The organism is Vibrio sp. M260121 (assembly GCF_036533715.1).
Lineage (GTDB): Bacteria > Pseudomonadota > Gammaproteobacteria > Enterobacterales > Vibrionaceae > Vibrio.
In genome coordinates, this window is record NZ_JATABF010000044.1 from 21649 (window position 1) to 42692 (window position 21044).

General features: G+C 46.4%; 20 protein-coding genes. 10 read left to right on the top strand and 10 right to left on the bottom strand.

The genetic code is table 11. The features are described from left to right. Positions 1-6: 6 nt before the first annotated feature. Positions 7-453 (top strand): hypothetical protein, encoded by a 447-nt coding sequence (locus QTO06_RS20160; protein ID WP_331409523.1) that lies wholly within the window; start codon positions 7-9, stop codon positions 451-453. A 106-nt stretch (positions 454-559) separates the two neighbouring features. On the opposite strand, the gene QTO06_RS20165 is transcribed toward QTO06_RS20160, so the two are convergent. The 4 genes from QTO06_RS20165 to QTO06_RS20180 all read right to left on the bottom strand — a co-directional run bounded on the left by QTO06_RS20165 (position 560) and on the right by QTO06_RS20180 (position 4923). Further along, positions 560-1849: an alkaline phosphatase gene (locus QTO06_RS20165; RefSeq protein WP_331409524.1), complete on the bottom strand. Its 1290-nt coding sequence runs from the start codon at positions 1847-1849 to the stop codon at positions 560-562. A 132-nt stretch (positions 1850-1981) separates the two neighbouring features. Further along, positions 1982-2911: an SRPBCC family protein gene (locus tag QTO06_RS20170; protein ID WP_331409525.1), complete on the bottom strand. Its 930-nt coding sequence runs from the start codon at positions 2909-2911 to the stop codon at positions 1982-1984. Between the two features lie 130 nt (positions 2912-3041). After that, positions 3042-4283, bottom strand: a complete 1242-nt coding sequence (locus QTO06_RS20175) for a sensor histidine kinase (RefSeq protein ID WP_331409526.1) — start codon at positions 4281-4283, stop codon at positions 3042-3044. After that, the gene (locus tag QTO06_RS20180) at positions 4255-4923 is read right to left on the bottom strand and encodes a response regulator transcription factor (RefSeq protein ID WP_045382664.1); all 669 of its coding nucleotides are present in this window, start codon (positions 4921-4923) and stop codon (positions 4255-4257) included. The genes QTO06_RS20175 and QTO06_RS20180 overlap by 29 nt, the downstream gene beginning before the upstream one ends. A gap of 89 nt (positions 4924-5012) precedes the next feature. Between QTO06_RS20180 and QTO06_RS20185 the strand changes: the two genes are divergently transcribed. The 3 genes from QTO06_RS20185 (at position 5013) to QTO06_RS20195 (ending at position 7131) form a co-directional block, all read left to right on the top strand. Further along, entirely contained in the window at positions 5013-6272 is a 1260-nt protein-coding gene (locus QTO06_RS20185; RefSeq protein ID WP_331409529.1) for a DUF5666 domain-containing protein, read from the top strand. Positions 6273-6381: 109 nt separating this feature from the next. Then, complete coding sequence (locus tag QTO06_RS20190) at positions 6382-6717, top strand: hypothetical protein (RefSeq protein WP_199436880.1); 336 nt, start codon at positions 6382-6384, stop codon at positions 6715-6717. A 117-nt stretch (positions 6718-6834) separates the two neighbouring features. Beyond that, positions 6835-7131 (top strand): hypothetical protein, encoded by a 297-nt coding sequence (locus tag QTO06_RS20195; RefSeq protein WP_045487290.1) that lies wholly within the window; start codon positions 6835-6837, stop codon positions 7129-7131. 97 nt (positions 7132-7228) lie between these two features. On the opposite strand, the gene QTO06_RS20200 is transcribed toward QTO06_RS20195, so the two are convergent. Beyond that, positions 7229-8269, bottom strand: a complete 1041-nt coding sequence (locus QTO06_RS20200) for a Preprotein translocase subunit SecY (protein WP_331409531.1) — start codon at positions 8267-8269, stop codon at positions 7229-7231. 407 nt (positions 8270-8676) lie between these two features. Between QTO06_RS20200 and QTO06_RS20205 the strand changes: the two genes are divergently transcribed. Together QTO06_RS20205 and QTO06_RS20210 are read left to right on the top strand one after the other, a co-directional pair. Further along, a complete protein-coding gene (locus QTO06_RS20205) occupies positions 8677-9138 on the top strand; it encodes a hypothetical protein (protein ID WP_331409532.1) in 462 nt (153 codons plus the stop codon). Between the two features lie 92 nt (positions 9139-9230). After that, positions 9231-9707, top strand: coding sequence for a copper chaperone PCu(A)C (locus tag QTO06_RS20210; protein WP_038893699.1), 477 nt, complete (start codon positions 9231-9233; stop codon positions 9705-9707). A 261-nt stretch (positions 9708-9968) separates the two neighbouring features. Here the strand turns inward: QTO06_RS20210 and yegD are convergent, their stop codons facing one another. The 3 genes from yegD to QTO06_RS20225 form a co-directional block, all read right to left on the bottom strand. Beyond that, a complete protein-coding gene (gene yegD / locus QTO06_RS20215; protein ID WP_050925077.1) occupies positions 9969-11321 on the bottom strand; it encodes a molecular chaperone in 1353 nt (450 codons plus the stop codon). A gap of 86 nt (positions 11322-11407) precedes the next feature. Continuing rightward, positions 11408-12034, bottom strand: a complete 627-nt coding sequence (locus tag QTO06_RS20220) for a hypothetical protein (RefSeq protein ID WP_009696323.1) — start codon at positions 12032-12034, stop codon at positions 11408-11410. Between the two features lie 236 nt (positions 12035-12270). Next, positions 12271-12591: a DOPA 4,5-dioxygenase family protein gene (locus QTO06_RS20225; RefSeq protein ID WP_005450131.1), complete on the bottom strand. Its 321-nt coding sequence runs from the start codon at positions 12589-12591 to the stop codon at positions 12271-12273. Positions 12592-13183: 592 nt separating this feature from the next. On the opposite strand from QTO06_RS20225, the gene pdhA reads away from it, so the two are divergent. Genes pdhA through QTO06_RS20240 form a run of 3 tightly spaced genes read left to right on the top strand, consistent with a single transcriptional unit; the run spans position 13184 to position 16393 of the window. Next, positions 13184-14278: a pyruvate dehydrogenase (acetyl-transferring) E1 component subunit alpha gene (gene pdhA / locus QTO06_RS20230; RefSeq protein ID WP_061011046.1), complete on the top strand. Its 1095-nt coding sequence runs from the start codon at positions 13184-13186 to the stop codon at positions 14276-14278. Then, positions 14271-15254: an alpha-ketoacid dehydrogenase subunit beta gene (locus QTO06_RS20235; protein ID WP_050924385.1), complete on the top strand. Its 984-nt coding sequence runs from the start codon at positions 14271-14273 to the stop codon at positions 15252-15254. Before pdhA ends, QTO06_RS20235 begins: the two co-directional genes overlap by 8 nt. After that, the gene (locus tag QTO06_RS20240; protein WP_331409534.1) at positions 15251-16393 is read left to right on the top strand and encodes a dihydrolipoamide acetyltransferase family protein; all 1143 of its coding nucleotides are present in this window, start codon (positions 15251-15253) and stop codon (positions 16391-16393) included. Before QTO06_RS20235 ends, QTO06_RS20240 begins: the two co-directional genes overlap by 4 nt. A gap of 932 nt (positions 16394-17325) precedes the next feature. On the opposite strand, the gene QTO06_RS20245 is transcribed toward QTO06_RS20240, so the two are convergent. Continuing rightward, positions 17326-18291, bottom strand: coding sequence for an electron transfer flavoprotein subunit alpha/FixB family protein (locus tag QTO06_RS20245; protein WP_331409535.1), 966 nt, complete (start codon positions 18289-18291; stop codon positions 17326-17328). Positions 18292-18302: 11 nt separating this feature from the next. Continuing rightward, positions 18303-19052, bottom strand: a complete 750-nt coding sequence (locus tag QTO06_RS20250; protein ID WP_331409536.1) for an electron transfer flavoprotein subunit beta/FixA family protein — start codon at positions 19050-19052, stop codon at positions 18303-18305. A 278-nt stretch (positions 19053-19330) separates the two neighbouring features. Between QTO06_RS20250 and QTO06_RS20255 the strand changes: the two genes are divergently transcribed. After that, positions 19331-20992, top strand: coding sequence for an electron transfer flavoprotein-ubiquinone oxidoreductase (locus QTO06_RS20255; protein WP_331409538.1), 1662 nt, complete (start codon positions 19331-19333; stop codon positions 20990-20992). Positions 20993-21044: the final 52 nt, after the last annotated feature.

The window sequence follows — 21044 nt, forward strand, 5'->3', positions numbered from 1 at the left end:
ATTCACATGAAATTTATGACATTTTCTATTCTGGCTCTATCGACAATGGCAGCGGCTGTACAAGCAGAGCAACAATTAGCTCAGCAACCTACACCTGAACTCTTTGTCGCATCTGATGCCGTACAAATTAACGGCCAAGATTACCGAAAACTTTCTGTTGATAGCCTTGCCGAAGCGGCAGAGCTACACGCTGGTGATGAGGTGTTTAAGAATGCGTTTAGTAACGTATCTAAAGCAACGGGCCTTATCTTTGTTACGGTGAAAAGCCCAGCGGATGCTAAGGCAGTAGCTAAAGAGCTCAAACTTGACGTCGTCTTTGCACAGGGTGAATCAGCCGTGTTCAAAGCAGCCGAAGGCCAAGATCTTCTGAGCATTAGCGATTACCTAAATGCTGACAGTCGCGTAAAAGCGTCTAAAATTGAACTAAACAGCGGTAAATACCGTGCACAATAATTCTCTAACAAGAGAAGTTGGCCTATAAAAAATGCCTCAGCACATGCTGAGGCATTTTCTTTTCGCTTACGAGAAACGGACAGTTTAAATCTATTGAGTTGAGAGCCTACTGAATAAAGCTGATTAACTTCTTCGCAATGTCAGTGTTATTTTGCGAACCAACAAACTTATCCGCACCTTGCCCATAGGCGAACACTTGAACGTCAACGGCAGTATGACCTTTTGTCGTCCAACCGGTGTAGCTCTTCTCATTAATGATCGCTTTCACCTCCTTATAGAGGGCTTTAGCTGGCTCTTCACTCAATTTAGCGTATGCCAGCTTTCGACTTTGATCTTTAGATAATGACCAATCGACCGACTCATTCCATGTCGCGATCATGTCATGGGATTGCGCAAGAGACATCGCTAAAGGCCATGCTGTTTTGTGAACACCCTTAATCACCTCAGTATCCCACTGATACTGCCCATTCGAGCCAATTGTTAAGCCACCAGTTGAGTGGTCCGCGGTAATCACCAATAAAGTATCAGGGTGAGCATCAACATACGCTTTAGCCAACTCAATGGATCTAGCAAAATCATTCATTTCTGCCATTGCACACGCAATGTCGTTTGCATGCCCACACCAGTCGATTTGGCTACCTTCAATCATCACAAAGAAGCTATTGTCTTGGCGTTGTAATAGAGAAAGCGCTTTGTTGGTCATCTCTTCTAGACGAGTGGGATTTTCATCCAATGCGAACGGAAATGCCTTATCCGCGAACAAACCTAAGGCGGGTAAGGTTTGTAGTGCAGGAAGCTGACCAAAGTAGGCAACGTATTGGTAGCCTTGCTGCTTGAACTCCTCAACTAAGTTACGATCTTCACGCTCAAAATAGCGAACACCACCACCCAAGAGTAGATCGACTGGTAATTTCTCACCCACTTTATTGTCGATGTAATCATTGGCGATATCGTCATAGTTTCGACGAGATTCATTATGAGCGGCAAAACTAGCTGGCGTTGCGTGGTTAATTTGCGATGTTGCCACCAAGCCTGTGGTCATACCCTTCTCTTTCGCCATCTCTAACATCGTTTTGATCGGCCTCTTATCCGTATCCACTGCGATAGCACCGTTGTAGCTTTTGACACCGGTACTCAGAGCGGTAGCACTTGCAGCACTGTCAGTAACGTAAGTCGCATCATCAGGATACGTCTTCGCCATACCAACCAAAATAGAATCAAAAACCGTCGGCTCTATATCATCTGTGTTTGGATCGTCGTGATAATAACGATAAGCGGTCGTAAAGGCAGGCCCCATGCCATCACCGATCATATAGATGATGTTCTTCGGCGCGTCACCTGCATAAGAATGGGTAGCCAAGAGGCTCGCGGTAATTAGGGAGTATTTAAGTCTCATATCTCATCCATGACATAGTGCGATGGCACCATAAAGGCACACATCAACTTGAGTATCGTTCTAATTTGTATGCCAATACTATCATGCACTTAGGATGGAACATGGCGTTGCTTCATAGTTTTACAACGCACATCATTTCTTGAACACAATCACCTCAGTCAACAAGTCTGCTTTGTCGGTGTCATTCGGGTTATTAAGGTAGCGTTCAATGCCCAACGGTTTGGTCTTCACTTTGATGCCATTGTGCCGAGTAAGATTCATCGCATACGACCATGCATTCCCCAAAAATTGATACTCTCCCTTGTGTTCAATCACATAGGTGTCGCTTTCGGGAATGGTTCCGGCAACAAACTCACCTGTCGCGACAACGCCAGCTTTGACAGGTAAACAAGTAATGAACTCAAAGTAGCCTTGCTTCATATCCATGGATAGGTAGTAGCAAAATAGCTCACCAGTGACAGGCAGGTTTTCTTGCTCTGCCATCTCATACAATCGCGCCACATGCGATTGCATCATGGGGCCGAGATCAGGAATCGTACCCGCACCGGATAATCCAATGTAACTGACTTCATTTTGTTTTCGGGAGCCCAAATCAGTGAGCAGGGATAACACTTGCCCTGTTTCCAATTTGCTTTTCAACATACGTAAGCCACGGTCATAATCCATTTCGATCATGGACTTAAACACGTTTTTAAGAAAAAACAAGAACCAAGGTACACGTGATTGCATTAGCCACTCGACGGTACAACCAGCTTGTGACGGCGTCACGATTAAAGTAACTTTCGCATGAGTTTTTAAAGGCCGAAAGAAGTGAAGTTCCATGTCCAATCGATGCTCTTGAGTACTTTCGAGAACCATGGCGCCAGTACCAATTCGTTTTCCGTTCCATTGATACCCTGCTCCTACCACACCTTGCTCTTCACTGTAAGTTAACTCACAGTCTGGCTCGAGAATGATCCACGGCAACCACTCAGGCCAACGAGTAAAATCTTTTAGATAGTTGATGATTTCACTTTGTGTTTTTTCTATCTCGATACTTCGATTGACCTGATATGAGAGCATAACCACTCCTCTGAATTCACTTTGATTCTTTTGAGTCTAATCGATATCGAATTTATTTCTTGTTTCACTGGCAGTTAGGAACAAAAAAGCCAGAGTATGTTCTCTGACTTTCAAAACAGGTAAACAAGGTTTAGGAATAAAAATCGACCTTGGCAGTAAACCTCATACCATCATCATTGAGTTCAAACGGCCAGCTCATGCGTTCACAAATACGTTCAACGATCACTAAGCCACATCCATAGCCGGCGTTGTAGGTCTCATTGCCATCATGACGGTTCGCTATGGTCAATTGAGTGCCATTAAGGACAATTTCGATATCTCCGATACTGTAACTGAATGCGTTCTTGATCAGGTTGTTGATCACGATCGTCACAAAGCTTTCAGGCGCATGCACCATACCGCTATTGAGCTCATCCAGTTTGTACTCTGCACCTTGTTTAGCAAATAGTGGTGCCAGTTCCGCTAATTGTTGATTCAAGCACCCCAGTAAAGCGTGATCCGCGTAATGTTGCTCTTCAACTTTCTCTTTGCCCAACAAGAGGAACGCTTCAGTTAACACTCGCATCTCGTCACAAGCCGTTTGCATGCGTCTCACCGCCTTTTGAGCCACCGGAGGCTGCTCCGGCACACGAGCTAAAATATCGGCAGAGCCTTTGATTACCATGATTGGCGTGCGTAACTCATGAGAGGCAAAGCGGCTAAACTCTTGTTCACGGCGGAAGTAACCTGCAATCTCATTTTTGCTGTCAAGCAACGTCTGCTCAATATGGCGAGTCTCGCTGAACTTGGTATCAACATTAAACATCGGTTGATCCGGGGGCATGTGACCAATTTTGTCTTCGATCTTAGCTAAAGGTCGAGACAAAATCCGCACCATGTATACGCCATACCCGACCATGATAATGGAAAACAAGCCCCCTAAGAAAAAGGTAAACTGGTGCAACGAGCTTTCGTATTCATCCAAATAGTCGTCTGAGTCATCTTGGAAAACGATGTACATCAAACCTTTTCCAGAAGGATGCTCAAACACCACGAAGTGCTTATCCTCTTCCCCTAAAAGATACTCGTAGAATCCAGGAAACTTAAACGACAATAACCAATCCGGCGTTGGCGCTTCACTCCAATAAGAATCAAACTCCAGCACATTGGGCAATGGTGCGTCCCACCCCTGTTTTTGGTAGTTTTCTTTATAAAGCTCAACTTCTGTATCTAACCAATGGTGCAAGCTCAATACTTCAAGTTTGTTCTCAGCAACGTAGATCAATGACCAAAACAACGTAAACATCGCAAAGGTCATCAAGCCAAAACCCCAGCGGATCTTGCGATATATGCTTGGGTATTCTTTATGCTTTGAGTCGGTAACCTTGTCCATGAATCGTCTCTAATCTGGAATCATCAAAACCCTTGTCGAGTGCCGTTCTTAAACCATAAATGTGGCTTCTCAACGCATCACTTCCCGGCGGCTCATCACCCCACACGTTCTCAATCACTTCAGTACGAGAAACCGCTGAAGGAGCGCGTTTCAATAATAATTTTAGGATTTTGGTTTGAATGCGACTGAGCTTGATGTGTTTACCCATCCGCGTCACTTCATCAGTGCGAGCATCCAAGCTAATATCAGCAAACTTCAGCGTGCCGATGTCTTGTCTTGGGCCTCGATTAGCCAGCGCGTGAACTCTCAAGCTGAGCTCTTGCATCGCAAAAGGCTTCATCAAGTAGTCATCGCCACCCGCATTAAAGGCAGCCACTTTATCATCTAAGGTATCTTTGGCGGTTAAGAATAAAATTGGTGTTCCACATAAGAATTCTTGACGCAGCTTTTCAACCGTACTAATGCCATCGAGTTTTGGCATCATGATGTCCATAATGATGACATCATAATGATTTTCTTGAATTAAATTTAGCGCAGCCTCTCCGTGGTAAGCGCAATCAATGGTCATTCCTTCGAGTTCTAGATAATCGGCAATGGTTTCTGAAACATTGTGATTATCGTCGACAATTAATATTTTCATAGGCTCACGTTTCTTCACGATCACTTCACGATACGCGTCATAAGATACAACCAAATTCATAAATAAGCTTTCAAAAATAGGTCGATATCATGAAAAAATTAGCGCTTGTAGCGGCAGTGGGTTTGGCATTATCTGGTTGTGGTGGGTCTGGAGATGGTAATAGCGGAAACACTGGTGGTTCTGTAACGCCACCAGTAACTGAACCTTCAGTTGCATCAGTGACAGGGTCTATTGAAAAAATTAACGGAAACGAAATCACGGTAAACGGCCGTTCATTCACCGTTGAAAGTGTGAACTTCAATAACAATACTCTACCAAACTTCACTTTCACACCAGACATGGCCAATATGATGGTTCAAGTGAATACGGCAGAAAAAGCGAACTCTGCATCGGTCACTCTAGAACCAACAATGGCAGGTCTCGTTACTTACCGCAACGGCACCTCATTTGCTGTAAATGGCATTACACTTGATTTTGCAGCGCTATCAAGTGATATCGATGTTGGTGATTGGGTGTTTGTATCTTCGCTACCAACAGCAAATGCCGGTTACAAGGTACTTTCTGTTGTTGAAATCGACGTGGTTGATGACTACCCAACACTGGCTGACCACTATGAAATCGAAGGCCGCATTGCGAGTATCGATGCTAACGAAGAAATGTTTGCCCTAGGTTCAAACATTCATGTTAATTACGGTAACGCTCGCCTACCAATGGGTGGTTTAAAGGTTGGTCAGTGGGTAGAAGTTGAAGGCCACACAACAGGTGACTTCTTCACTGCAACAGAAGTGGAACTAGATGGTTATGACATCGATGATGCATTTGAAGACAGCGATATCGAAGGCATTGTTACTTCAGTTGAGAACTTACATACAGGTACACCAAGTTTCAGTCTAAACTACCGTGGCTCATTCGCGACTGATTCATCAACGTGTTACCGCTTAGATGATAACTACCGCTGTGATTCAAACCTGAAGAAAAACCTAAAACAAGGTGTGGAAGTTGAAGTGACCTCTAAATACGTGTCAGGTCAACGTATTGCGTCTATCGTTGAATTCGACCAACCAGATTGGGATGACAACGATGACATTTGGCAAGGTAAAGAATTTGAGTGTGAAGGTCACGTTTCGAACGCTATTTATAACGAAAAAACCAACGAGCTCATATCTTTTAAAGTTTCTCGCTGTGAAAATGATTCAGAACAAATGATTGCAAACAATGAAGTTATCGTCGATACACAAACTCGATTCGAGCATATTGATAAGAAGAACATCAACGGCACTCCAGTTGAAGTTGAAGGTATTATCATTAATGGTCAAAACATTGCTCGCGAAGTAGAGCTCGACGACTAGTATTTATCCCTATCAAAGCACCACCCGCGTGGTGCTTTTTTCGTTTGTACGCATTGATGCTATCTCTATTATCCTTTTTAAATACGTACAACCAAATGAGGGATTACCAATGCGTAAAATGACACTGCCTCTAATTATGCTTTTCGGTGCTTGTGCTTCAGCAAGCAGTTTCGCGGCGGCAAACAGCGACAACACACCAGAGCGATTGGAGTCTTTTGAGTGCACAGGCTTAGTAAACAGTTACGACGCAAACTCCCGAACTTTCGTGCTGGCTTGTCAAAACGATCATGGGCCAGAATTCCAAACCAAAACGGTGGTGATTGATACCAATACCCAGCTCGATGGCGTACAAGAAGCGCAATTAGATGGTGCGACGATCGAAGTCGATGGCGTAGTAATTAACGATCAAAATATCGCAAGAGAAATTGAACTCGCGAACGACTAAAGTTCCGAAATTACAACAGAAACTCTCAAGTGTCGCGTCGGCGGCACTTTTCTTTTCCTGCAAACTCACCACACTCAGTTACACTTAATTGATGTTTACATGAATACGGTAACTGTAATGAGCAAACGTAACCTTGCCCTACTTCTCCTCCTATTTGGCGCAACCTCTGCGGACGCTGGCGTATTGGACCCAGACTGTGACGCAGAAAAAGCAGCCAAAGCAACAGCCACTAAAGCGGTAGTGGGAGTCGGTGGTCGATGCACACCAAAAGAAGCCTTAAAAGACAGCACGGTGGAAGCCGGTAAAGACGCGCTACCCGAGGAAGGACTTGCAGGTAAGGCCGTCGACGCTGCAATGCCAGAGAAAGAGAAGAAACCTATTAAAAACACAACCAAGAAGATCATCACTGATTAATCGTCAGCCTGAAGTGAGTCGATTGGTGAAATATCGATTTAGAGTAAATGAAAAGAGCGTCCATCTAGACGCTCCTTTGTTTTTTTGTTCGGAATGCTTAAGCCGCTTCGGTTTGACCAATCCAATGGTAATGGTGGTTGGCTTTTTTACCGACTAAGCCAAGTTCGGCTAGTTCTTCAAACACTTTGTCGACCTCTTCTGCCGAGAGTCTGAATTGCTTGGCTACTGCCTTTTTAGTGCAAGTGATTTGGTGACCTTTTAACGCATCACTCACCTGCTCTAATAATGTTTTTGGCTCTTCTGACTCAAGCTCTTGTTGCGCTTCCGGCTCAGCTTCCTCTTTGATATGAGGTAGGTATCCTGCTGGCTCCGGCTCAATATCTCGAACGTTTGCTAGCGTTATACCATCGTTACGACGGAAGAAATGACGGAAACGGTTCTCTTCACCAATCAAACCCACAAAGAAAGCAGCAAAGAAATCCAACAAGATAGATAAGAACACCACCAAGCCCAGCTGCGCTTGAGAAGAGGTCGTTCCAAATGCTTTTGCTAAGCTGTCGATCAAACCAATCACGGAACCTTGCGCCACTGGCGGTAAGCTATCTCGCTCTGTTGCCAAACGTTGCTGCTCTTCACGTAGTTTCTTGTTCTGCTCTTGAATGCGCGTTACGCCAGTCGCGATGCGCTCCATCTCAATGTACTTTTGCGCCGCCATGTTGTTTAGCTCAATCTGCTTATCGATGGACGCAATCTGGCGGTTATACGCTTCGACTTTCGCTTGTTCTACCGAGATATGGCTTTGAGCACTGTTGGTTGCACTGTTGATGCCACCGATACTGCCGCCGATAGAAATAGCAGCCAACACCAAATAGAACACTAACGCCGTGAGGGCCCCGGTGTAGTTTCTGTGTGCACGACGCTCACCGTATTCATACCAAGCGTAAAACTTACCCGCTTCGAAGATGATGGCCAGACCGCCAAATAGCGCCTGCATCATTGGGTTTTCGTCAATCGACAAAAACAGTAAAAGAGAAAAAATAGTCGATGCTAAAATCGCAGCGCCAGTGAACGCGTACACGCTCACCATAGCAAATCGACCTTTAGGATATCGATATCCGATCTGTTGTTCGTATTTCATTGGAGAAATTTCTTAAGATTCCGCAGCCCTTATGTGACGGGCGCTTCAAGCAACTACAAAGGTGCGGAGAATACCGTATCCTTTATTAAATTACTGTCATAATTCCGTTAATGGAAAACAAGTGAGGAATAGATAATCAGTTTGAATTGAATCAGTGCGATTCTAGCACGCAAAATCACCAGCTCAATTTGCGACATTCAGCGCACCAATAGGTTTGAAAGCTTTCCGAACGATAAATCTTTGCGATATGTGTTCTCAGAATAAAAAACCGCAAAACAAATAAAACACACTCACATCACCTTTTTATAAACTCGCGATTACAATTTGATGTTCGTTTGTTACTATCCTGCGCCGAAACATAGTCTTACAGCCAATTGGCGTATCTCCGCTTCATAATAAAAAGTCGTATGGACACACTCAGAACACAGCATGGAAAGAAAGCGATAAGCGCAGTCATGATCATCATTGCTGTGCTGTTTCAGCTGTACCTAACGTCGACTGCGGCACTGAACCCTACGCAAATCCACAGCGAAAATTGGCTAAACCAAGTTCAAGATGAAAAGGTGTTGCTGTGTACCGCTGATGGCTTTAAATGGGTGGATATTAACGAACTGATTGAAGCCAACGCACTGCCCAATTCTGAATTTGTTCAAGATCTTAGCCTGCACGATGGCTTTCAGTTTGAATGTCCATTATTACAAGCGGCGCAATTCTTTATCGCTATCGCGTTCGGTCTGTATCTGACTACGCTCTCTTGGTTAAGACGCACCAAGCACGTTTTCACTCCCTATCATTTCGCAGCTTGCGGAAGAAAAGTTTACAAATACGTAGCGCCCAAGCAATCTCCGCCTTGTGTTTTCCACACCTAAATACTCAACGAAGTAGTCGGTAAATAAACATAACGTATTAATTCTATCGTAGAACCGATAGAGAACAGCCAGATTTAAAAAGGAAAACACAAATGATCAAACTGATGAAAACCACAGCCATCGCTCTTATCGCTTTATTGGCAAGCCCACTCAGCCTTGCTCACGAATACGAAGCAGGCAAGATTCATATCGATCATCCTTGGAGCCGCGAAGCGCCACCAAATGCCCCTGTGATTGGCGGTTTCTTTCAGTTAAGCAACCTAGGTGACGCTGATGACGCGCTGATTGCGGCTTCAACACCGATTGCTGACCGTGTGGAGATTCATACTCACACGAAAGAAGACGGCATGATGAAGATGATTAAGATTGATGAAGTCGTGGTAGAGCCTCAGCAGAAAGTGGAGTTCAAGCCAGGTAGCTTCCATCTAATGATCTTCAACCCAACCCAAACGCTAAAAGAAGGCGACCGTTTCCCTGTGACTTTGACGTTCAAAAAAGCAGGTAAAGTGGAAGTAGAAATGGCAGTTGAGAAGAAAGACCACATGGAAAAGCACACGCACCATCACTAATCGCTTAAACGAAAAGAGCCCGCTACTTCAGCGGGCTCTTTTGCTTTTGGTACCTATGATTCTAGTCGTGTGCACCTTTGGTTGTACCGATGTGCACTTTAGAGATTCCCTACTCGCTCGTTCCTCGCTCTAGGGAATGACCCTATTTAATCTTCTGTCAAAGTTTGAGTGGCTTAGTTCTCATCACATTAGCCAAACTCCACCCTCGTCATTCCGACGAGCCTAGGCGAGATCAGGAATCTAATCACAGCTAACTCAGTCTTACTTAAAGCAAACCTCTGCCCAGCGCGCAAGACCTGCGGTGACCGAACCAAAGTAGTTGCCACTCACCACAGGAATGTTTGGCAATACTGTCTGCACTGCATCACGCAAAATAGGTGAACGTGCCGAACCGCCTGTCATAAAGATCGCATCCGGTTTCACGCCCGCTTGCTCTACTGCTTCAGTAACCAAAGCCGTCATCTTATTCTTCGGTGATTCAATCGCTTCGATCATCTCATCACGTTGAACATCGACTTCAATCAACTCAGACAACAAGTTAATGCCCGCACGGTAAGTCGCTTGGTCAGACAACGCGACTTTGGCTTCTTCTGCACGACGCACGATGTTGTAGCCCAGCGACTCATGGTAAACCTCTAGCAAACGAGCCAGCTTCTCTGGCTCTTGCGCTTGCTTGTGCAGCAGTTTCAATGCCGATAAGTTTTCACGTGAGTAGAAATCGCTCTGCGCTTCCACATTGTTGATCGCAATTGGGTTCCAGAACTGCGTGGTTGGCATCATGATGCCCGATTCCATCTTGCTCTCCATACCGAATGGGAACATCAGTTGTTTGAACGCCAACGCGATATCCAAATCGTTACCACCAATACGTTGACCACTGTGCGCCAACAGACTTGCGGTACGGTCAGCTTTACCTCGCCAAGATGGTCCCATCTGAATCAAAGAACAGTCTGTCGTACCACCACCGATATCGACCACTAGTATGGTTTTATCTTCGGTTAGCGTTGCTTCGTATTCCAGACCTGCCGCTACCGGTTCAAATTGGAATTCGATGTTCTGAAAACCAGCACGTTTTGCTGCTCTTAAAAGAATGCCTTCCGCTTGAATGTTCGCCGTCTCACCGCCACGACCGTGGAAGTTGATCGGACGGCCAATCACTGCATCAGTAATAATTTGCTGCGCACTGTTCTCTGCTTGCGCTTTGATGTTGTCCATCATGGCGCAAACCAGATCTTCAAAGAAACTCAGCTGAACATCACGCAGACCAGAAGCACCGAGGAAAGACTTTGGTGACTTCACGTAATAGATATCGCGAGGATCTTCCAAGTAGCGATTCAATGCCGCTTGACCAAACGCCATGTCTTCTGGCTCAAGTTCAATGCTTTCTTCACGATTAAGGTTGATCGCGCGACGCAAAACCTGCTCACCAACCTGATCGAAAGGTTTGATGCTGCGATGACGGAACAAGTGTTCAGACACCGACTCACGCGTTGGAGCAGCAAGGGTGGAAGGAATGTAAGGGCTATTCCCTTCAAGGTTTAAAAGTTGCGGTTCACCTTGTTCCATTTTCGCCACCGAACAGTTCGCGGTGCCGTAGTCAAAGCCGATATACATAAGTCCTCCCACTGACGAAAAAAGGTCGGCAATCCTACCTCAACCTCAGTGGAATTACTACCGCAACTCAATGAAATAAGTGGCGCTTACTCTTTCTCGGCAGGTTCTTTCTTCATTGATGGCAACACAACCGCAAGCAACAAAGCCAACAGCAGAAATACCGGAGTGAGCGTAAGCCCATGCCAAATGGAGTATCCGTCGTGGAACAACCAGAAAATGCCGACAGTTAGCAAGTAAGCAAAGTAACTGCAGAACACCAAACTGATCGCAACGAAGCGCGTACGATTGATGATTAAGATTCGCACCAAATACTGGCTCATGATCCCCGCGCAGTGTACCGCCATTTGCCAATTAATGATGAAACACGCCAGTGCGACGAACCCCGATATTACCAAGGCATCGTGCGTGTTGAGAATGAAGTAGCTGCCAAAGCGACTGATGATGACGGAGTAATCGCCCTCGTACACTATCGACCAGGAAATGGCGTTTGCCGCAGCGACAAAATTGGCAAAATACGCGATGGCATAAAAGGTAGTTTGAGAGCTAAATGGCTGAAAGACTTCGGAGCAATAGCCCTGCCATTCTTTTTGATTTGACGTTGGTCCGACCCAGTTACGTTTTTTGTTTGGCACTCGCTCTGCGAACGCAGGACCGTTACGAAACAACAACCAGAAAATATACAGCGCAAGTGCTACTAAGAGTATTGTAAGCATACCCTTTCCCCTCCAGAAATGTCCTTTTCCACTGCCAATGGCGTTGGGGTCGTAAACTGCACTTCCCTGTTTTTGTGCTTAATCTTGTTTTAATGCATTGTTAAACATCATAAATATACTCAAAACGGCAGTGACTACTTTATCACTACCGTTATTAAGGTTTAGCACACGATGGATGGAATTGCTGAATCTGGATAGACCAAATAGGAGGGAAAGGAACGGTCTACCCAAACGAATTATGCTTCGAGCTTTTCTTCAAATACGCCAAGCTCACGACCTAACCAAATCGCACGCTCGGTATGATCACGCAGCTCGTTGTCACTGACAGGATGAATCAGAACCGAAAAACCGCCACGAATGGTATCAAGCCATGCGATAAACTCATCACTTATCGATTCAACATGCAGCTCAAACATCGGCATCTTATGTGGACCAACCAACTTGCACACTAAAGGGAAAACGCGCAAAACATCTTGGCGTTCTTGACGAATGATCTCATTCAAGGCTTGAGCTTTATCCTGCTGCTGAAGCGGGAAGTAAACATGAATGTGGTACATAACTTCTCCATGCGTATCACTGACTTTCATTAGTCGCCACACTACCTGCATTCAACTTTCGAGGGAAGCGACAAATTCAAATCTATCGTCAAAGCGTGACGGAGAGATTAACGTGTTACTGGATCTGCGCGGATATGGTTGATAAATCACTCAACCTGTCGAATTTTACAGCATAATTTTATTACAAATTTCCTGTCAAACTCAGTGATTCCCTTCAACTTCGAAAACGTACAATTCAAGAAAGCAGTGTTTTATCCTAGAAAAGTACGGTGTAAGCGAAACTTTACTGTGGATTACAACTCAAATTAAAGCATAATTTAACAATTTGTTTACACTTACTGTATCTGGTTATACCAAGATTCATCACTGGATTAGGCGGTGTAAACAGCAGTAATAAATGACGCCTTGTGATTTACCAGAACACACTTTTGTTAGGAGACGAGCACCAAAAGCGTCGATAACTATCAAAACAACTGCAATCCTAGGTATGACCTTTTGCGCTGATATCAAAGCCTGAGTACCCATACAGGCTGAGATCGAAACAATGAGCAGCTGCAGTCCAAAAGACCCGCAGCGTCAAAAGGAGCTTGAGATGAACGTTCAGGCATTACCCATGCATCGGTTTATCGACCATGATGGGAACCTCGTCAGCCAACTACCCAACTGGGCTGATCTCGAAATATTGGTCGGGTTTTATCAAGACATGATATTAACTCGCACCTACGATAACAAAGCCGTTGCCTTGCAGCGCACTGGTAAATTAGGCACCTACCCATCACACCTTGGCTCGGAAGCCGTTGGGATAGCGGTAGGCAGAGCGCTAAAAGCCAGTGATGTGTTTGTTCCTTATTATCGCGACATGCCCGCCATGTGGTGTCGTGGCATAGGAATGGAAAAGAACCTGCAATACTGGGGAGGCGATGAACGCGGCAGCGACTTCGCTCCTGAAGGCAGCCCTTTTCCTAGCAAAGATCTGCCCTTCTGTGTCCCAATCGCAACCCAGTGTACCCATGCCGTTGGTGTTGCAGCAGCACTGAAAATCCAAGGCAATCACGATGCGGCTTTGGTGATGTGCGGCGATGGCGGCACTTCCAAAGGCGACTTCCTTGAATCCATTAACTGTGCGGGCGCATGGAACATCCCATTAGTCTTTGTGGTGAACAACAACCAATGGGCGATTTCCGTGCCACGTAGCTTGCAATGTGCTGCGGAATTTCTCTCAGAAAAAGCCAAAGGTGCTGGCATCCCCGGTATTACGGTGGATGGCAACGATGTCGTCGCGGTGTTTGATGCAACAATGACTGCCCTCGAACGAGCCAGAAAAGGCAAAGGCGCAACGTTAATTGAAGCAATAAGTTACCGCCTGAGCGATCACACCACCGCCGACGACGCGACCCGTTATCGAAACGAGGACGAGGTTCAAACGGCTTGGCAATATGAACCAGTTCGTCGACTTAAAGCCTTTCTCACCAATCAAGGCGTTTGGAGTAACGAGAAAGAGCAAGAGTGGCAAGCCCACTGTAAAGAACAAGTAGAACTCGCCGTTGAACGTTATCTCAACATGCCAAATCAAGCACCTGAAACGGGCTTCGATTTCCTTTATGAATCCCTACCCCAAGAGCTTCATGCGCAAAGGGATGAGCTAATCAACAAAGCAATGCGAATGCAGGGAGGGAAACATGGCTGAACTCACGCTAGTTGAAGCAGTGAACCTCGCACTGCACCATGAAATGGAACACGATCCGAATGTCATCGTCCTAGGTGAAGATGTGGGTGACAACGGCGGTGTATTCCGCACCACAGTTGGACTCAAGCAAAAGTACGGTCTTAAGCGCGTTATAGACACACCTCTTGCTGAAGCGCTTATTGGCGGTGTCACTGTCGGTATGGCAACGCAAGGTCTACGACCTGTGGCAGAGTTTCAATTCCAAGGCTTTGTCTTCCCTGCATTAGAACATTTAATGTGCCACGCGGCGCGAATGCGTAACCGTACTCGTGGTCGACTCACCTGCCCTGCAGTGTTCCGCGCGCCCTTTGGTGGCGGTATTCACGCACCAGAACACCACTCCGAAAGTGTCGAAGCATTGTTTGCTCATACTGCAGGTTTTAAGGTTGTGATTCCTTCATCACCACAACGCGCTTACGGTTTGCTTCTAGCAGCTATTCGAAGCAACGATCCGGTAATGTTCTTTGAGCCAAAACGTATCTATCGCACAGTGAAATCTGAAGTGGTGGATAACGGCGAAGCGCTACCTCTCGACACTTGCTTTACCCTTCGCAAAGGTCGCGACATTACGTTAGTGACTTGGGGAGCGTGTGTTGTCGAATCACTGCAAGCAGCTCAAACGCTGTCCAATCAAGGTATCGAAGTTGAGGTGATTGATTTAGCCAGCATCAAACCCATTGATACCGCGACCATCTTCCGTTCACTAGAGAAAACCGGACGCCTCTTGGTGGTACATGAAGCCAGCAAAACCTGTGGTGTCGGCTCAGAGCTGTTAGCCAGAACCGCAGAACATGCGATGTGCCTACTCAAAGCGCCACCAAAACGCGTCACAGGTATGGATACCATCATGCCGTACTACCGCAACGAAGATTATTACATGATTCAGGAAGAAGACATTGTGCTCGCCGCGCGCGAACTCGTGGAGGATTGGAAATGAAGACATTTAACTTACCCGATCTCGGCGAGGGTCTCGCTGAGTCAGAAATTGTGAAATGGCATATTAGTGTTGGCGATATGGTCAAGCTGGATCAAGTGGTGCTTACTGTTGAAACCGCAAAAGCAACCGTGGACGTCCCTGCTCCTTATGGCGGTCGCATCGTGAGTCGCCATGGTGAAGAAGGCGACGTAATCAACATCGGTGCTCTACTTCTGGAAATCGATGAAACGGGTGCAGAGCAAACCGTCTCCGAGAAAAAACAAACTGCCGATGCGGCAACCGTGGTCGGTAATGTATCCCAACATGCGCACAGCGTGAATGTCGACGATTTCTGGATTGGTGGCGAACACAATCCATCGCCAGATAACCTCATCACTGCCCTACCTTCTGCTCGCCTATTAGCGAAGAAACTGGGTGTGGATTTGGAGTTGGTCAAAGGCAGCGGTCCGGATGGTTTGATCGTCGATGCCGATATCTACGATGAAGCAGGCAAACAACGCCCCGGTACAGAAGTACTTAAAGGCGCACGCCGAACCATGGTATCAACCATGGCGGAATCCCATCACAATGTCGCGGCAGTGACCATTACTGAGGAAGCTGTCTTAGATGGCTGGAAGCAAGGTGAAGACATCAGTATTCGTCTGGTCCAAGCCATTGTGCATGCGTGTCAGGAAGAACCAGCCATGAATGCATGGTTCGATGCTGAAACTATGACGCGTTGTGTTCACAGCACGGTGAATATTGGTATTGCCGTAGACAGTCGACACGGTTTGTACGTGCCTGTTCTGCGACATGCCGACGAATATGAGCCTCAAGAAGTACGTCGTTGGTTAGACCAAACTGTACAAGGCATACGTGAACGTAAGATCGGTCGTGAGCAGTTGCAGCACGCCACCATTACGCTCTCAAACTTTGGCGCAATTGCAGGCATTTACGCAACGCCTGTGGTCACGCCACCACAAGTCGCGATTGTCGGTGCAGGTCGAATCATTGAGAAAGTCGTAATTCGAGACGAGCAAGCTGTAGCAGTGAAAGCCATGCCGCTGTCGATTACGTTTGACCACCGAGCATGTACTGGTGGTGAAGCAGCAAGGTTCACAAAAGTACTGGCAGAGCACTTGAGAAAACCGAGCGTTTAAGCAGCTTTTGCCATGAATAACAAAAGGGCTTCCGATTGGAAGCCCTTTGTTTTGAGGATGAATTTAAAGAGAGACTCCCTACTCGTTCATTCTTCACTCTAGGGAATGACGCTGTTTGGTCTGTAATCAACAAAAAGCGCCGTAAAAACCTGATTTCACAGAAATTCTAGCGCGTCATTCCAGCAAGCCTAAGCGCGACTAGGAATCTAATGGCAAAGTGCACTGAAGGGCTTTCATAGCGATATACCAACCGTGCACTTTGACAATAGATTCTGAATCACGCTCGTTCCTCGCTGTTCAGAATGACGACTTAAAGTAGTGAGCAAGAAGGAGATCCCCTTCCCGTTCATTCTTCATTCTTCATTCTTCATTCTAAGGAATGACGCTGTTTTGTCTGCACTCAACAAGAATCGCCTCAAGAATCTGATTTTCATAAGGAAACTCTAGCGCGTCATTCCAGCAAGCCTAAGCGCGACTAGGAATCTAAGAACAACGAACACCGAAGGGCTTTCGTAGCAATGAGCCCAAAGCGCATTTTGATAGCAGATTCTGAATCACGCTCGTTCCTCACTGTTCAAAATGACGACTTAAAGTAGTGAGTAAGGAAGAGATTCCCTGATCGCTCATTCTTCGTTCTGGCGAATGACGCTGTGTGGTGTGTACTCAAAAAGAAGCACCGTAACAATCTGATACTTAGAAGGAAACTCTAGCGCGTCATTCCAGCAAACCTAAGCGCGACTAGGAATCTAAGAACAACGAACACCGAACACCGAGGGTCTTTCGTAGCAATGAACCCACAGCGCACTTTGATAGCAGATTCTGAATCACGCTCGTTCCTCGCTGTTCAGAATGACGACTTAAAGTAGCGAGCATGAAGGGATTCCCTACTCGCTCATTCTTCACTCTAGGGAATAACGCCCGAAATACCGAACTTAAACCTTCTCCAGCAACTCCGGCATAATCTCAAACAAATCACCGACCAAGCCATAGTCTGCGACTTGGAAGATTGGCGCTTCTGGATCACTGTTGATCGCCACAATTACCTTGGAATCTTTCATCCCAGCCAAATGCTGAATCGCCCCAGAAATACCCACAGCAATGTACAGCTGAGGCGCAACAATCTTACCCGTTTGCCCAACTTGCAAATCGTTAGAGACAAAGCCTGCATCTACCGCAGCACGTGATGCGCCAATTGCACCACCAAGCTTGTCGGCAAGCTGTTCCACCAGCGCGAAATTCTCTTTACTGCCTAACCCTCGACCACCCGAGACAACAACGTTTGCCGCCGGTAGTTCTGGTCTTTCGCTTTCCGCTTTTTGCTGTGAAACAAACTCACTGTGATCTGCCTTAATGACCGTTTCTAACGTCACGACATTCTCGGCTACTGGTGAGTCAGACACAGCAATAGCGTCAAACGCTGAGCTTCGAATCGTCATCACTTTGGCTGTATCGTCCGAACGAACTCTGGCTAACGCATTACCGGCATAGATTGGACGAACAACCGTATCAGGCGATTCAATCGCAATCACATCCGACAGCTGCCCAACATTCAGCAATGCAGCGACACGAGGCATTAGGTTTTTACCAAAAGTACTCGCAGGAGCTAGGATATGAGAAAAATCCTTACCAACGTCGGCAATTAATGTCGACAGGTTTTCTGCCAACGGATGCTGATATTCGGCAGCATCAATCGCGATGATCTGCGAAATACCTTGTACACACTTCAACTCACCCAATACTGAACTGCAATGATGGCCGATAAGCAACGCCGTTACAGGCAAAGGTGTACCGTCTTGTTGAATATCAGAAGCCGCACTCAATGCGCGTAATGTGTCCACTGAAAGTGATTGGTTATCGTGTTCCACAATGACCAAGGTTGCTAACGGTTTGTTTTCCATGATTATGCCTCCTAAATCACTTTCGCTTCGTTTTTGAGCTTGTCGACTAACTCGCTCACACTGCCTACCATTTCGCCCGCTTTTCGTGCAGGCGGTGTCATGACTTCAAGTACGAGTTGAGAGCGTTCGACACTCACACCAAAGAAGTCTGGCGTCATTACCGATAGCGGCTTCTTCTTCGCTTTCATGATATTCGGTAGAGAGGCATAACGCGGTTCATTTAATCGCAAATCCGTACTGATGATCGCAGGCAGATCCAGTTTGAGCGTTTCTAAACCACCGTCGATTTCTCGAGTAACAAGAACCGTTTCCCCTTCGACTTTCACTTCCGATGCAAATGTCCCCTGCGGACGATTCGTCAGTGCCGCCATCATTTGCGCGACTTGGTTGTTATCCGTATCGATTGACTGTTTACCCAGAAGCACCAATTGAGCCTGCTCTTGCTCCATCACAGCTTTGAGTAACTTCGCGACCGCAAGCGGTTCTGGTGACTGTTCAACATCAATATGAATCGCACGATCCGCACCTAATGCGAGCGCTGAGCGCAATTGTTCCTGACAACTGGTGTCACCAATCGACACCACCAACACCTCCTCTGCTACCCCAGCTTCTTTAAGGCGTACTGCCTCTTCCACCGCAATTTCACAGAATGGGTTCATCGTCATTTTCACGTTGTTGGTTTCCACACCGGAACCATCAGATTTGACTCTTACTTTAACGTAAGGGTCAATTACACGTTTAATCGCAACCAGTACTTTCACATTCCCTCCTAGCAGATCGCAAAGCGATACGCGTCCTAGCAATTGGGTCATGCGTGACAAAGATTGGTGTTAAAGCTCAGCCTTTTCATTACCTTGCTAACAAAAAACGCATTGTGACATTGTCACTCAAAATCTTTATCACGCCCTATGACGTTACCATTTGAGCTTAGTTTAGTTTACGTTTACGTCAACTGGACTATAGTTCTTTATACGAGCACTGCGTAATAGAAGAAGCACCTGAAACACAAAGAAAGGTTTCGCATAAAGGAAGCAAGAAGATGGAAAGAGAATGCATGGAATTTGATGTGGTGATTGTCGGCGCCGGACCTGCAGGTTTGAGTGCAGCATGCCGCTTAGCACAACTCAACCAAGAGCGTGAAGGCGAACCGCTGTCTATTTGTGTGGTCGAGAAAGGTTCAGAGGTTGGTGCACATATCTTATCTGGCGCGGTGTTCGAAACACGTGCATTAGGCGAACTCTTTCCTGATTGGCAAAACATGGGCGCACCGCTTTCCGCCGCGGTAAAAAACGATGCCTTCTTGTACCTAACCACAGAACTTAATCATGTTCGTGTTCCCCACTTTCTTACTCCCAACCCAATGCACAATGACGAAAGCAACTACGTCATCAGCTTAGCGAACTTGTGTCGTTGGTTAGCAGAACAAGCAGAATCGCTTGGCGTTGAGGTCTATCCCGGTTTCGCTGCATCCACGATTAACTACGATGCATTTGGCGCTGTTACAGGGGTAAACACCAGCGACATGGGTGTGGACAAGAAAGGAGAAGCCAAACCCAACTTTGAAGCCGGTATTGAGTTAAAAGCCAAATACACCGTATTCGCCGAGGGGTGCCGAGGCCATCTTGGTAAAGAGCTCATTCAACGATTTGGTTTAAACGATGATAAGCAACCGCAACATTATGCGCTCGGGCTTAAAGAGATTTGGGAGTTACCTGCCGATGCCAAAGATCAATCAGGCAGCGTGATTCATTCTGCAGGGTATCCACTGAGCGAATCGAACACCACAGGTGGCGGTTTTCTTTATCACATGGAAAACAATCAAATCGCCGTTGGGCTTATTGTCGACTTAAACTACAGCAACCCTTACTTGAGCCCATTTGACGAGTTTCAACGCTTTAAGCACCACCCTGCGATCGAAAAACACTTGAAAGGTGCTCAACGCATCGCTTACGGAGCAAGGGCTATTGCCAAGGGTGGACTTTCTTCTCTGCCGAGACAACAATTCCCCGGCGGTCTATTAATTGGTTGCGATGCAGGCACCTTGAACGTCGCCAAAATCAAAGGCAGTCACACTGCGATGAAATCTGGCTTGCTAGCGGCAGAAGCCATTATCGAAGCATTCACACAAACAAATCCAGAACCGGATTACCAAAGCCGATTTGAAAGCTCATGGTTGTATGAAGAACTCAGCGAGACGCGTAACTTTGGTGCGAACATTCATAAGTTCGGCAGTCTACTCGGCGGTGCACTTTCGACATTTGAACACAATATCTGGCAACCACTAGTCAAGAAACCAATACCGTGGACAATTACCGATCCTTCGCTCGATCATGAACAATTAAAACCGATTGACGCATGCCAACCCATTGAATACGTGAAACCTGATGGCATCATCAGTTTCGACAAGCCCTCATCGGTGTTTTTGTCCGGAACACAGCACGAAGAAAACCAGCCATGCCATTTGCAACTCGCCTATCCTCATATTCCGATTCAAGTGCATTTGAAGAAGTTTGATGAGCCGAGCCAGCGCTACTGCCCTGCTGGTGTATATGAAGTAGTAGAAGTAGAGGGCGAGAAGTTATTCCAAATCAACGCCGCAAACTGTGTGCATTGCAAAACCTGTGACATCAAAGATCCGTCGCAAAACATCACTTGGAAGGCACCAGAAGGTGGCGGCGGACCGAGTTATCAGAACATGTAACCAATGAATGACTAGCGCAATGGCATAGCTGTTGCGCTAGCTTAATGCGTCG